General features: G+C 44.9%; 14 protein-coding genes. 5 read left to right on the top strand and 9 right to left on the bottom strand.

Going from position 1 to position 13,098, the window contains the following annotated elements; all coding sequences use genetic code 11:
- Positions 1-170: 170 nt before the first annotated feature.
- Both QUB20_RS15390 and QUB20_RS15385 read right to left on the bottom strand, forming a co-directional pair.
- Complete coding sequence (locus QUB20_RS15390; RefSeq protein WP_333247279.1) at positions 171-644, bottom strand: TspO/MBR family protein; 474 nt, start codon at positions 642-644, stop codon at positions 171-173.
- Positions 645-874: 230 nt separating this feature from the next.
- Positions 875-1,456: a hypothetical protein gene (locus tag QUB20_RS15385; protein ID WP_333244361.1), complete on the bottom strand. Its 582-nt coding sequence runs from the start codon at positions 1,454-1,456 to the stop codon at positions 875-877.
- A gap of 72 nt (positions 1,457-1,528) precedes the next feature.
- Here QUB20_RS15385 and QUB20_RS15380 point away from each other — a divergent pair, with 72 nt between their 5' ends.
- Positions 1,529-1,681 carry a hypothetical protein gene (locus QUB20_RS15380; protein ID WP_333247277.1) on the top strand — a complete coding sequence of 51 codons (153 nt, stop codon included), beginning with the start codon at positions 1,529-1,531 and terminating at the stop codon, positions 1,679-1,681.
- A gap of 136 nt (positions 1,682-1,817) precedes the next feature.
- Positions 1,818-2,132 carry a zinc ribbon domain-containing protein gene (locus QUB20_RS15375; RefSeq protein WP_333052014.1) on the top strand — a complete coding sequence of 105 codons (315 nt, stop codon included), beginning with the start codon at positions 1,818-1,820 and terminating at the stop codon, positions 2,130-2,132.
- Positions 2,133-2,403: 271 nt separating this feature from the next.
- Here QUB20_RS15375 and QUB20_RS15370 read toward each other — a convergent pair whose 3' ends face one another.
- Positions 2,404-3,255, bottom strand: a complete 852-nt coding sequence (locus tag QUB20_RS15370) for a DUF1232 domain-containing protein (protein WP_333247275.1) — start codon at positions 3,253-3,255, stop codon at positions 2,404-2,406.
- Between the two features lie 112 nt (positions 3,256-3,367).
- Between QUB20_RS15370 and QUB20_RS15365 the strand changes: the two genes are divergently transcribed.
- Positions 3,368-4,192, top strand: a complete 825-nt coding sequence (locus QUB20_RS15365; RefSeq protein ID WP_333247273.1) for an NAD-dependent epimerase/dehydratase family protein — start codon at positions 3,368-3,370, stop codon at positions 4,190-4,192.
- 97 nt (positions 4,193-4,289) lie between these two features.
- On the opposite strand, the gene QUB20_RS15360 is transcribed toward QUB20_RS15365, so the two are convergent.
- The 6 genes from QUB20_RS15360 to sufB all read right to left on the bottom strand — a co-directional run bounded on the left by QUB20_RS15360 (position 4,290) and on the right by sufB (position 11,433).
- On the bottom strand, positions 4,290-4,922 hold the full coding sequence (locus tag QUB20_RS15360) for a Uma2 family endonuclease (RefSeq protein WP_333052003.1): 633 nt from the start codon (positions 4,920-4,922) through the stop codon (positions 4,290-4,292).
- Positions 4,923-5,089: 167 nt separating this feature from the next.
- The gene (locus tag QUB20_RS15355; protein ID WP_333291457.1) at positions 5,090-6,034 is read right to left on the bottom strand and encodes a hypothetical protein; all 945 of its coding nucleotides are present in this window, start codon (positions 6,032-6,034) and stop codon (positions 5,090-5,092) included.
- A 114-nt stretch (positions 6,035-6,148) separates the two neighbouring features.
- Positions 6,149-7,411 (bottom strand): SufS family cysteine desulfurase, encoded by a 1,263-nt coding sequence (locus QUB20_RS15350; RefSeq protein WP_333247269.1) that lies wholly within the window; start codon positions 7,409-7,411, stop codon positions 6,149-6,151.
- A 205-nt stretch (positions 7,412-7,616) separates the two neighbouring features.
- Entirely contained in the window at positions 7,617-8,951 is a 1,335-nt protein-coding gene (gene sufD / locus QUB20_RS15345; protein WP_333247267.1) for a Fe-S cluster assembly protein SufD, read from the bottom strand.
- Positions 8,948-9,739 (bottom strand): Fe-S cluster assembly ATPase SufC, encoded by a 792-nt coding sequence (sufC, locus tag QUB20_RS15340; RefSeq protein WP_333051994.1) that lies wholly within the window; start codon positions 9,737-9,739, stop codon positions 8,948-8,950. The genes sufD and sufC overlap by 4 nt, the downstream gene beginning before the upstream one ends.
- Positions 9,740-9,993: 254 nt before the next feature.
- Positions 9,994-11,433 carry a Fe-S cluster assembly protein SufB gene (gene sufB / locus QUB20_RS15335; protein ID WP_333247265.1) on the bottom strand — a complete coding sequence of 480 codons (1,440 nt, stop codon included), beginning with the start codon at positions 11,431-11,433 and terminating at the stop codon, positions 9,994-9,996.
- Positions 11,434-11,619: 186 nt separating this feature from the next.
- On the opposite strand from sufB, the gene sufR reads away from it, so the two are divergent.
- Positions 11,620-12,318: an iron-sulfur cluster biosynthesis transcriptional regulator SufR gene (sufR, locus tag QUB20_RS15330; protein WP_333247263.1), complete on the top strand. Its 699-nt coding sequence runs from the start codon at positions 11,620-11,622 to the stop codon at positions 12,316-12,318.
- A gap of 107 nt (positions 12,319-12,425) precedes the next feature.
- Positions 12,426-12,833 (top strand): hypothetical protein, encoded by a 408-nt coding sequence (locus QUB20_RS15325; RefSeq protein WP_333247261.1) that lies wholly within the window; start codon positions 12,426-12,428, stop codon positions 12,831-12,833.
- The last annotated feature ends 265 nt before the right edge of the window (positions 12,834-13,098 follow it).

Below are 13,098 nucleotides of genomic sequence, written 5' to 3'. Positions count from 1 at the left end.
TCCAAAAAGGACGGGCGGGACGCCCATCCCACAATAACAATTAAAATTGTAAGTTATTTAATTCGCGATCCTAAAGAAGCCGGGGATCTAACAGCGAGCACATTTTAGGTTTAAAAGGTGCTTTTTTTCTCTGCGTGCAATCCCATTAAAATGACTAATTCCATGAGAGGCTAAACATCCGCCGGATTTAGGTGCATCATTGCCCAAGTGGTGTAAGTGCCGATCGGACTCCAAAGTATGTAAGGCAGCAATAACAGGGCGGCCGGCTCGGAAACTGGCAACACAGTTAAAGCTAGGATTACGCTTAAAATAGCGCCCGTTCCGCCGATTATTGTGCCGACTTTTAGGCTCCTAACTTTGCACATAACCGAGGTGTAAGACATAGTTACTATTTCTAAAAGCAGGTACAAACCCATTCTCAGCCAAGTCTCCTGAGTTCCCGGTTCTTTTTCCCAAACAATCACTGCTGACCAAGCTGCACAAATAAAAATTACTGTCCAAATTAGGGGAATTGCTCTTTCAAATACTAGCCATCTCGGACGCTGCAAGCGGTTGAACCATTGGATGTCGCTGGGCGCGATTATGTTAGCTGCTAAAGCTACTACAAAGGCGACGCCTCCAATTACCATCCAGGATTTAATCATTTTTTTACCTTGGGCTAGATTTACGGCTTAGATCAAACATATATTTTAGGTAATTCCAGCGCAAAATATATCTGCATCCAGTCTTAAATTTATAATTCACAGGTAACGGACACTTGAAAAGAGTAAATTTATTGCCTTTACAGTCCTGGAGGCAGAACCTAATTATGTAGGGTGCGCTAGGCGCACCTTACCGCTATAAGTAACGCTTAGTCTTTCAACGAAATCGGCAGCTAGCCGAGTCGGTGATGCTGTTCTAATTCTAAACTAGAGTCATCTTCTTTTTTGGGAACCAGAAGCGTATTTTCGCTGCTCGGTTGCAACACGGCTTTAATCACTTGGAGAAAACGGTTAGGCTTTTTGGTTTGACCGTTGAGAGTGCGGCGGTCTTGCACTTTTTTAGAAAGGTGCCGCATCACAGATAAATCGAGTTCATCGATGAAATGGTCTGCTATACGTTCTCCCATTAAATCAATAGCTTCAGCATACTGATCGGTCAGCGTTTCTATAGCATCGTATGCTTCGTCAGCAACTTGACTTGCTACTGTTTTATTTTGGTCGCCCGGTGTCTGGGAATTGGTGCGGCGTCGGTCTAAAAGACTTTGGTACTCAGCAATGCTCATTCCCAAATTGTAGAGATGGTGGTGAGCGTGATCCATCAAATCTACTTCACTGGGATAGAAGAAACCACGGGTGCTGTTGATGCCGTGCAGTTTTGCCCAACGCCGCAGAGTTGTCTCATCTTGCAGTTGGTATCGCTCCAACATTTGAGCTGTGTTCAGCTCTACTTCTGGCGTAACTTTGAAATCGCTCATCGGTAAATCCTCGGTGGTGAGTAAATAAATAAATTTGAAACTTAGAATCTGTGATTTGCGTACAGTCTGAAAATGATGATCAATCCTTTGACGGCATTCACGGAAGTCTTGCGGGCATTTGCTAGCCGTCGATCGTGCGATCGAGTCAGAGGATTTCAGGGTAGCGTACTTTTGGGCTTTGTCTCGATCGCATCCGGGAGCAAGCACACAGGGTTAATAATATAGCTGATTTATGGTTTCAACAACCGTTAAAAATAGTAAAGTTTAATTTTTAGGGTTGAATTATTAGTAATGTTGAGCTATAATATTCTCAATAACCGTGCAATTAGTAATTTTAGTAGTTGCAAACGAGATTCTTAGTATGCCTGTATACGATTATTTGTGTCCCGAAAACAACCAGCAGTTAGAAGTTTGGCACAGCATGAACCTGGAAGTTTCGACTTGGGGCCAACTGTGCGAGTTGGCGAAGCGCGAACCCGGGGAGACTCCCGCAGATGCGCCGGTACGCCGACTGCTGAGCGCTCCGAGGTTGATGAAGCCGACATCGGACACCGATTATAAAAATCAGGGGTTCAGCAAGTACGTGAAGCGGGATGAAGGGGTTTATGAAAATGTCACGGCTAAGGATGGTGAAAGCCGTATTGTCAATCGAGATGGTAAGCCGATTAAAGACTGAAAATCCACAATAACTAATCAAGTTTTCAGTTGAGTCAATTACAGATATTGGGTAGGGACACGGCAGTGCCGTGTCTTGTATCTTACCTGTATTTTATCCGATTGACAACTGCTATATTCTTCAGATTATGTTAGTCCGATTCATATCATGTTCGGTCGAGCGATCGCGATTGTTGTAGGGGCGGGTTCACCAACAATACCTGCCAATAATTGATAATCTTAAAAACCCGCCCGACCGGGATATTACGGTTAATCGATCGGACATAATATTATTAGCCAAACCAATCTTTCATTTTCTGTTTGGCTTGTTCTTTAGTATCAGCATTAATGTATACTGAAACAGTAGCTATTGCCGCCAGCAATACTCCCAAATCGTCGGTAAATCCGATACCGGCTAATATATCGGGAATAGCATCAACAGGAGATATAAAATAGGTCAAAGCTCCAACTACAACTGCTTTTGCCCAAGCAGGCACGTTTGGGTTCTGAGCCGTATAGTAGAGAATCAAAGCTTTTTCAACTACTTCTCTTCCTGCGGTTAAAGCAAAGTTTTTAAGTTTAGTCCAAAAACTTTCATCTGAATAGTTAATTTTGGGGTTGCTGAGGTTTGTTGTAGTTCCTTTCCGATCGATTAAATCGAGAGGTATGCCCTTAGTTTTAAGCTGGGAAACAGCAGAATTGAAGGATGCTGATGCCTGATTTTTAATGGGCGTGGCTTCCCGTATTTGTTTCATGTCTGCGATGAATTCCTGCATGGCTTGGATTTGCAAGTCGGAAACCGCCAGCAGTTTTTTTGCGGATTGGATCGCCTCGCTTTCTGCCGGATGCAGCGTCTTATTTGCGCCAGCAATATTAATTAAAAAATACATGACTCCCAAACGCAGCGGTTGTTGTGAATGGCTGAGTGTTTGCAAACAGTCGCCCAGTGATGGGGGACTGGCTGTGTAGGATTGGATTTGAGTCTTTGCAGAGTCAGAAAATTTGTCTAAATTTATGGTTTTAAACAACAAATCTAGTTCGTCAATATCAATGGAACCGTCGGCGGCTGCGATCGCAAACAAAGAACCATAAAAAGCTAAAAGTTCGCTTTCTGAGGAGGTGGCAAAAATATCTCTCTCGGACATGATGCTACTCCGATTGATAACGACGCTTTGCATTTTACCACAAAACTCAGCGCGCCATGATTTCAGAAACCGGCAATAATTTGAGAGAACATGACACAATGGAGAATTTTTTATGAAAGTTGCGATCGTCGGCTGCGGCTATGTGGGTACTGCGACAGCCAAACATTTACGCGGCAAATCTGATTATACCGTGACGGCGACAACTACCACGGCGGCGCGAGTAGTTGAGTTGGAGGGTGTCGCGCAGCGGGTAGCCGTGCTCAAAGGAAATGACAAAGATGCAATGACGGCTGTATTGCAAGAACAAGATGCTGTTATGCTGTGCGTAGGTGCTCCAAATCCTCATGCTTATCGGGAAAGTTATTTAGATACTGCGACAACTTTAGTAGCGGTTTTACAGCAGATACCGACAGTCAAGCAGGTTATTTATACGGGTACTTATTCTGTGTATGGCGATCGCCAAGGTGAATTAGTAAATGAAGAATCACCCGTCGCGCCGGCCAATCCAAATGGTGAAATTATCGCAGAAACAGAACGGGTTTTATTAGCAGCATCGAGTCCCAATCTTCACGTCTGCATTCTCCGTTTGGGAGGAATTTATGGGCCTGGGCGAGAATTAGTTAAAATCTTTAGAGGCTGGGCTGGGAGCACTCGTCCCGGTAGGGGGGAAGATGCTACTAATTGGGTGCATCGAGATGATATTGTTGGGGGGTTAACTTTTGCTTTGGAAAATCAATTGCAGGGAATTTACAATTTAGTCGGGGATGTGTCGCTATCGAGTGGTGAATTGCTCGATCGCATTTTTGAAGCTAATAATTTGCCTAAAGTTTCTTGGGATGGAAGTCCTAGCGTGCGGCCTTATAATGCTAGGGTGTCGAATCAAAAGATTAAGGCGGCTGGTTATCAGTTTGTTCATCCTGAAATTAGGGAATTTTAGTTGGGCGATCGCTCTTTTGTTAAACCGCATATTTTTCACAGGCGGGACGCCCGTGCCACAATGAACGCGGATGGACGAAAGGGCGATATTCACCGCTTTAGATTTTTTCCCTAACCCAAATTCTAAATGATTTCAGTAATGCAATTTCTCCCATTGTTTTAGTCTGCTCAAAAAACCTACTCATTTCTGTTGATGATAAAAAGGGAAAAGCAATACTGAAATTGCATTCAACATACTCCTCGGAAGCTAACTGATAAAATTTTAAAACTCGCCCGTTATATCTCCAGAGTTCGGGTACGCCAAGTGCCGAGTAAATTCCTGACTTATTAATTGAACTGCTGGTAATATCTATTTCAATTGCCAAGTCGGGCGGTGGGGCAGTTTCTAAGTCTAGTTCTTGCCTGCCTCTGACTGCTGGTTCACTTTGAATATAATAACAATTGTCAGGTTCTATACCCTTTTTAGCCTGTTCTTGCTTGAGAGTCATTGAGCCAGCACTTTTGATTTCAATGCCGAGTTCTTCTGCTAAAATGAAAATGAAGCGATCAGACTGAATCTTGGGATTTTCATGTTCGTATAAAGGACTCATAATTTCCAACATCCCGTTATCATAAGCTATGCGATAACCTCGGCGATCGCCTATTTCTTTGAGCAACGTTTCAAAGGTTGACCAGCTAATGTTTTCTAGCAGTGTTCTCTGTTCGGCTAAACTGGAAGTAGTAGCAATCATCTCAAAATCTCCTTGAGCTGAGAAAACTCTAGTTTTATTTTACCACAGGCCCAGATACTATCAAAAAGGGGGTTGTTTACGGGATAGCTGCGCTTCAGGGTCTTTTTTTTTACCGCAGATGCAGGCGGATAGACGCTGATGAACGCAGAGGGATGAAAAGGAGATCGCTAGATTAAATAATTATCTCGATAGCCTTCCTGTGCCATTTGTCGTGCTTCAAATTCATTCCATTGCGGGATAGGTCGTAAAGTTTCTACAGTTGTCAATTCATCGGGAATTGGTGTACCTATTATTTGATTGATTACTTCTGCTATTACCCGACAACAGCTTTGTGGCCAACAGACTACTTGCTCCTCAGCAAATCTAATAACTATCCATCCTTTTTCTAAAAATAGTTGATGGCGCTGATTTTCTTGGATAAGCACTTCGTAATTTTCAGGTTCACCGCTTTCATCGTGATAAGGTTTATCAATTGTTATATCAATACGTAAATTTGTTAACTTATCAAAATAAGAAATTTCTATACAGTAAGGTTGATAGGAATGGGATTTTTGGATAATTAAATTGTTATTAATTTTATCTGGGAATAATTGCTGTAAGTTCTTATAAAATTTACTTTCAAGCCACTGAGACTTTGTACTGACAATTCTACCTTCAGGAGGGACGGTTTTTATGATAATATCTTTAATGATCTGATAGCGATACTGTTTTATTTTTTCAGGTTTTTGGGATTCTGCTATCTGCCGTTTATGCTGAATCTCACGCTTTTGCCATTCTGCTAACAAATCTTTATAATCGCGCATTTGTTGCTTGTATTGATTAAGTATTCGTAAGTAAGACACTTGTTGTTGCCAGAAGTTCAAGGCAGTAACCAAAATTCCACCTACAGAAATATAGAAACTAATGATAATATTTCTACTGGCAATCAGGCTAATAGTTGCAAAAGGAATAATTAATGGGAGAGATTTATAAAAAAACAAAAGTACATCTATAGGTTGGGGCTTATAACTAGGAGGTAAAGGTTTTGGTTCACTAAATTCCCATCTGAAGGGAACTGCATTCATAGCTTGAATAACAGGGTCGGGCATGAGGATAATAGGATATTGATTCATGTTTTTTAGTGGTTGTATTATTAAACTATAATACTCAACTATTTTCACGAAATATTCCGCTCAGCCAAGGCAAACGATGTTCTAACAAGGTGGGCAAATGCCCACCTCACCAAATTATCCCATAATCCCACCAAAAAAGTCGATCGTCTCTTTCAACGCTTTCACAAACACATCAATCTCCTCGCGAGTATTGTAAAAATACAAACTCGCCCGCGCCGTAGATGAAACGTTCAAATAGCGGTGCAAAGCTTGCGTGCAGTGATGCCCGGAACGAATCGCGACTCCCTCCTGATCTAACATGGTAGACAAGTCTTGAGGGTGAATTTCTCCCGCAGTAAATGCCGCCAAAGCTGCCCTACCTTCGCCGTGGCTGTCTGGCTGCGGCCCGTAGATTTTAATTTCGGGAATTTGCCGCAATTGTTGGAACATATAAGCAGTCAATTCTGCTTCGCAAGCGTGAATCTTATCCATGCCAATGTTACTAAGATAATCGATTGCTGCACCAAGGGCGATCGCCTCGCCGATTGCAGGCGTGCCGGCCTCAAATTTGTGCGGCAAATCGGCATAGGTGGAATAATCGAGAAACACGTCAGCAATCATCTCGCCGCCGCCGAAAAACGGAGGCATTTCTCTCAGCAAGTCCAGTTTACCGTACAGAAAACCGATGCCAGTCGGAGCGCACATTTTGTGACCGGAAGCAACCAGCCAATCGCAATCAATTGCTTGCACGTCTACTATCATGTGCGGCACGCTTTGGCAAGCATCAATTAAAACTCTTGCGCCGAAACTGTGGGCAATTTTGCAGATTTCTTTGACTGGACTGATGCAGCCCAAAGTATTAGAAACGTGAACGGTTGAAACCAACTTAGTTTTATGGGAAATCAGGGTTTTAAACTGTTCCAAATCAAACTCGTTAGTTTCCGTTAACTCGACAAACTTTAGCACCGCGCCGGTTCTTTGAGCCATCATTTGCCAGGGAACGAGATTGCTGTGGTGTTCCATCACCGACAGGATAATTTCATCTCCGGCTTGCAGATTGCTCAAACCCCAAGAATAAGCAACCAAATTAATCGCTTCGGTGGCGTTGCGAGTGTAAACAATTTCTTGCCTCGACGCCGCATTTACAAACGCCGCAACTTTGTCTCTAGCACCTTCGTAAGCATCAGTCGCTTTGGCGCTGAGAGTGTGAGCGCCCCGGTGGACGTTTGCATTGTATTGTCCGTAGTAATCACGCCAAGCGTTGAGCACAGCTAGGGGTTTTTGAGAAGTAGCTGCATTGTCTAAATAAACTAGCGGTTTACCGTTAACTTTTTCATTCAAAATTGGGAAGTCGCCGCGAACTTTTGATGCAAGTGTTTTTTCTTGAATAAGTGTCATAAATTTCAGGAGTTACTATTGTTGTGAAACTCGCTTCTAGGGCGTATTGTTGAACCCGGAGATCCCCCTAAATTCACCTTGATAAGGGGAGTAGGGGTTGACTTTGAGAAGACTCTTGTTCCCCCCTTATTAAGGGGGGCTAGGGGGGATCTCCGGGTTTGATTGGAAAGGCAAGAAAACACCCCCCAGTCTGTTACTGATTCTTTTATCCTTGGACGGCCACGCAGGTAGAAAGCATTTTCGCCACTCCAAGAATCGGTAATTGATTGAGCATTTCCGCCGCAAAAGCATCAATCAGCAAATAGCGACTTCTTTCTAAATCCAAACCGCGACTTTGCAAGTAGAAAAGTTCATCATCTTCTAATTGACTGACAGTTGCACCGTGGGAACATTTAACATTGTCGGCGACAATTTCCAACTGCGGTTTGGTGTCTACGCGGGCTCTCGGCGACAGCAACAAATTTCGGCTCAATTGTCCGGCATCTGTCAATTGGGCGGCTTTGCGAACGAAAACTTTGCCGTTAAATACAGCGCGAGCTTTGTTGCCAATAATGCACTTGTGCAATTGGCGGCTTGTACCGTGGGGGTGATTGAAATCGATTACACTGTGAGTGTCTGATAACTGTTCGCCAAAGGCTACGGTTAAGCCGTTTAAAGTTGTTTCGGTGGCTTCGCCGCGCTGAAAAACTTCTAAATTGTGGCGCGATATTTTGCCTCCCAAGCTGATAGCATGACAAGTATAACGGCTATTTCGAGATTGCTCGATCGCACTTTTGCCGATATGAACAACCTCCCCACCTTCCCGCTGCAGCCGAACGTGATTCACAGTGGCGTTTTCGCCGACAATAACATCCGTTACAGCATTAGTAAAGGCTGGTACATTACCGCTAGTTGCGTAATCCTCAATCAGCGTGACATTGCTTCCAGGCTCAGCTATGACCAAGCAGTGCGGCTGGGACATCGTGGGAGATGCACCGGGCGCTGTCAGGAACAGCAAGTGAATCGGAAGTTCGATCGACATATTGGCCGGCACGAACACCACCGCAGAATCCGCCAAACCCGCAGTATTCAGCGCGGTAAACACCTCAGTTTGCTGTCTGTGCTTGCTCAAAACATCGCTGATGCGCCCTTGATATTTTTCGGGTACATTGGATAGATTACCTGCGTAAAAGTCGATCGGCAAATTGGGCAAATTCACCGTTGACAAATCCGGCGCATAAAACCCGTTGACAAACACCAATCTTAATGGTAAATCTGCCTTGTTTTTCACTGGCATAATGATATCAGCCAGCTTAACTTTTGACTGATTGCTCTGGGGTATATGAAAAGGAATTTGCAACACCGACGACAAATCAGTAAAGCGCCATTCTTCATCCTTCACCGTCGGAAAAGTCGAAGAAAGCACGTATTCAGTCGCCGCATCCCGCAAATCCTGCAACCCGTAAGCAGAACTTTCCTTATTAGCTGCGCCCAACTTGCCGCACTGATTAACCAAATCAGTCAAAAACATTTCCCTACTAGCAACTTGCGTATTCATCATCGCGCGCCTACTCCTGCTGCTTCCTCTTCCACAACCCAGTCATAACCGCGCTCTTCCAATTCCAGCGCCAACTCTTTCGGGCCAGTCAAGATAATTCTGCCCGCTTCCATGACGTGAATAAAATCAGGAATAATGTAATTCAGCAACCGCTGATAGTGAGTAATCACCAACATCGAATTTTCAGCAGTTGACAACTGATTCACACCGCCGGCGACAATCTTGAGAGCATCAATATCCAAACCCGAATCAGTCTCGTCCAAAATAGCTAACTTCGGTTCCAACAAAGCCATTTGCAAAATTTCATTTCGCTTTTTCTCGCCGCCGGAAAAACCCTCATTTACGCTGCGGCCTAAAAAAGAATCATTCATCTTGACAATATCCAGCTTGTCCTCGATTAAATCTTGGAAATCAAAAGCATCCAATTCTTCCAAGCCGCGATGTTTGCGGTGAGCATTGTAAGCCACGCGCAAGAAATCCAGATTGCTAACGCCGGGAATTTCTAAAGGATATTGGAAAGCTAGGAACACGCCAGCCAAAGAGCGTTCTTCCGGCGCTAATTCCAGCAAATTTTGACCCAGAAAAGTAACTTCTCCGCCCGTTACTGTATAAGCAGGATGACCCGCTAATATTTTGGATAAAGTGCTTTTCCCCGAACCGTTCGGGCCCATAATCGCGTGAATTTCACCCGATTTAATTTCCAGATTCAAACCCTTAAGGATTTGGGTATCTTCCACATTCGCAGTTAAATCGCGGACGGATAGCACCACTTGACTATTTTCTACAATCATCTATTTTTGTCCTTTTCCTCAATGCACTTTACAGTTTTTTCTTCTCGTTTTTTCTCGTTCCTAGGCTCTGCCTAGGAATGCGTGTCGCGAGGCTCTGCCTCGTTGGAAACGGGAGAGATAAATGTGAGGCAGAGCCTCTAGATATGCGTTACCAGGCAGAGCCTGGTAACGAGGGTTTCTCGCCCGCCCAAATATTTTCTTCCTTCTTCCTTCTTCCTTCTTCCTTCTTCCTTCTTCCTTCTTCCTTCTTCCTTCTACCCGACACTTCCTTCCAGCTTCAGACTCAACAGCTTATCAGCTTCCGCCGCAAATTCCATCGGTAACTGATTGAAAACATCTTTACAGAAACCGCTAATCATCATCGAAATAGCATTTTCTGCGGAAATTCCTCGCTGTGCGAAGAAGAACAATTGCTCTTCTCCAATTTTAGAAGTAGAAGCTTCGTGTTCCACTTTAGCAGTGTGGTTCTGCACTTGAATATAAGGGAAAGTATTCGCTTGAGCGTTGTCGCCAATCAGCATGGAATCGCACTGAGAGTAATTGCGAGAGCCTTTAGAGTTAGGCCCCATTTTCACTAAGCCGCGATAGCTGTTGGATGAATTTCCGGCAGAAATTCCCTTAGAAATAATCGTGCTGCGAGTGTTTTTGCCCACGTGGATCATTTTGGTGCCGGTGTCAGCTTGCTGCTTGTTATTTGTCAGCGCTACCGAGTAGAATTCGCCCACCGAGTTGTCACCGACTAACACGCAACTGGGATATTTCCAAGTAATCGCTGAACCCGTTTCTACTTGTGTCCAAGAAATCTTAGAATTGACTCCTTGACACAAACCCCGTTTCGTCACGAAGTTGTAAATGCCGCCTTTGCCGCTGGCGTCGCCAGCGTACCAGTTTTGCACTGTGGAGTATTTGATATCGGCATTGTCCATTGTTACCAATTCCACGACGGCGGCGTGCAGTTGATTGGTGTCAAACATCGGGGCGGTGCAGCCTTCTAGGTAAGACACAGAACTGTTTTCTTCGGCCACAATTAGTGTGCGCTCGAACTGGCCGGAATCTCCGTTGTTGATGCGGAAATAGGTTGACAATTCCATTGGGCATTTTACGCCTTTGGGAATGTAAACAAAGGAACCGTCGCTGAATACGGCGGAGTTGAGGGCTGCGAAAAAGTTATCGCCGACTGGTACGACGCTGCCGAGATATTTTTCTATTAATTCGGGATAATCTTTGACGGCTTCTGAGATGGAACAGAAAATAACACCATCTTTGGCTAACTTTTCTCTAAATGTTGTGGCAATTGAAACGCTGTCGAAAACGGCATCGACGGCGACATTTCCCAGCCGTTTTTGTTCGGAGAGGGGAATGCCGAGTTTCTCGAAGGTTTCTAGGAGTGTCGGGTCTACTTCGTCCAAACTGTTGAGCTTTTTGGGCTTTTGTTTGGGGGCGGAATAGTAGATAATTTGTTGGTAGTCGATCGCGGGATAGTTGACGTGGGGCCAGGTGGGCTCGGTCATTGTCAGCCACTTGCGGTATGCTTTGAGGCGGAATTGCAGCATGAATTCCGGTTCGTTTTTCTTGGATGAAATCAGGCGGACTACATCTTCGCTTAAGCCGCGGGGGATGGTGTCTGACTCGATGTCGGTGACGAAACCGTATTTATAGGGCTGGTTGACTAGGGTTGTGACTGTAGAGCTCATTAATTTTGCGCTTTCGAGTGTTCTGGATATGTCTCTCAAAGATGGCAGACGCGGAACTGTCGGGGGCCCGGCGAGTTCTGGGGGCTGCTCTGGGAAGTTAAACAACAGATTTGTTGCTTTAGTATATTTTAAGCTACATTAACAACAGTGATATTGTCAAAGTCAAATTAATAATTTTTTGTGAAGATGATGGAGACTACTCAGCAGACTTCCACGAAACAAGACATCCTGCAATATTTGCTCAAGGGGGGGCAGGGGACGGCTCTTGAGTTGGCGGAGTCTTTGGATATCAGCCCGCAGGCGATTCGCCGTCACTTGAAGGATTTGGAAGCGGAGGGGCTGATTCAGTATCAGTCGGTTCAGGCTGGGATGGGGCGGCCGCAGCACATTTATGAGCTTACCAGTCTGGGGCGCGATCGATTCCCGAATCGTTACGGCGATTTTGCCGTCTCTTTTCTGGATACGTTGGCGGAAACCGTCGGCCGCGAGCAAGTGATTACTATCCTGCAAAAACAGTGGCAGCGCAAGGCGACGGAGTATCGGCGGCTGGTGGGTGCGGGTTCGCTGCAAGAGCGGGTGACTAAGTTAATGGAACTCCGCAGGGCTGAAGGTTATATGGCTGAGTGTTATCCTGTAGAATCGGTAGAGGTTGGGATGTGCGATCGCGCTGGTTTGGGCGATCGATTTGTGTTGATGGAACACAACTGCGCGATTTCTAATGTTGCTGAAACTTTTCCGAGTGTGTGTGGCAATGAGTTGGAAATGTTTGCGGCGGTTTTGCCGGATTGTATTGTGGAGCGGACTCACTGGATTATTGATGGGGAACACCGCTGCGGTTATTTGATTGCAAGGAAGAAGGAAGAAGTTCGGCAACGGATTTTCTAACGGATGTCACGGATGAAAGTTCGGCAACGGATGAGTGTAACGGATGTCACGGATGTCAGGGATTACCAATTACCGATTACCGATTAGGAATTACTAATTTTTAATATATGGAACCGCTAGCAGATTTTTTAAAGCCGGAAGAGTGCGCCGAAGTTGATATGGCGCTGCTGTCGTCGAAGGAAAAGTTTTCGGCGCGGCTGGCAATTTATGCTTTGAGGGTGCTCAAGCAAATTGCTGGGGAGACTGGGAAGCCGGTGGCTGAGGTGACTAATGGGCAGGTGATGGATTGGATTAAGAATGATGAGAGTATTAAAGGGTCGATCGAACTTGATGCTAGTTTTGAAAACTTTTTTACGAATTTGGTAATTGCGTCTTTGCGGCCGTTGAGGCAAATTGCGACAGAATCTGAAAGCCCGATCCAACAATTAACAGTTAAGCAGGTTGTGGCGTGGTTTGTGAAAGACGGGAAGATTCGCAGAGAACAGGGAACCGAGGCGGCTTTTTTGGACTTGTGAGTTAAAGGTCGATCGGCCCCACCCCCAAACCAGGCCTCAAACCCCGATCATTCCAGCGGTTTCGGACGATAAAAAAAAACTTTTGACAAAGGGGTTGACAGCCTGGGGAAAACTTGATAAGGTAATTAAGTCGAGCGAAAGAGATGCAGCGCATCAAACTGAACGCAGACACAAGATTAAAAGTTTTAAAAGCTTTCCTGGTGCTTATGATGTAATGGAACCACTCCGATCCATCCCGAACTCGGTTGTTAAACGTTGCTATGGC

The sequence above is a fragment of the Microcoleus sp. B4-C2 genome, assembly GCF_036705265.1.
Lineage (GTDB): Bacteria > Cyanobacteriota > Cyanobacteriia > Cyanobacteriales > Microcoleaceae > Microcoleus.
Note: the sequence above shows the minus strand (reverse complement) of the source record. Positions and strands in the feature narration are given on the sequence as shown.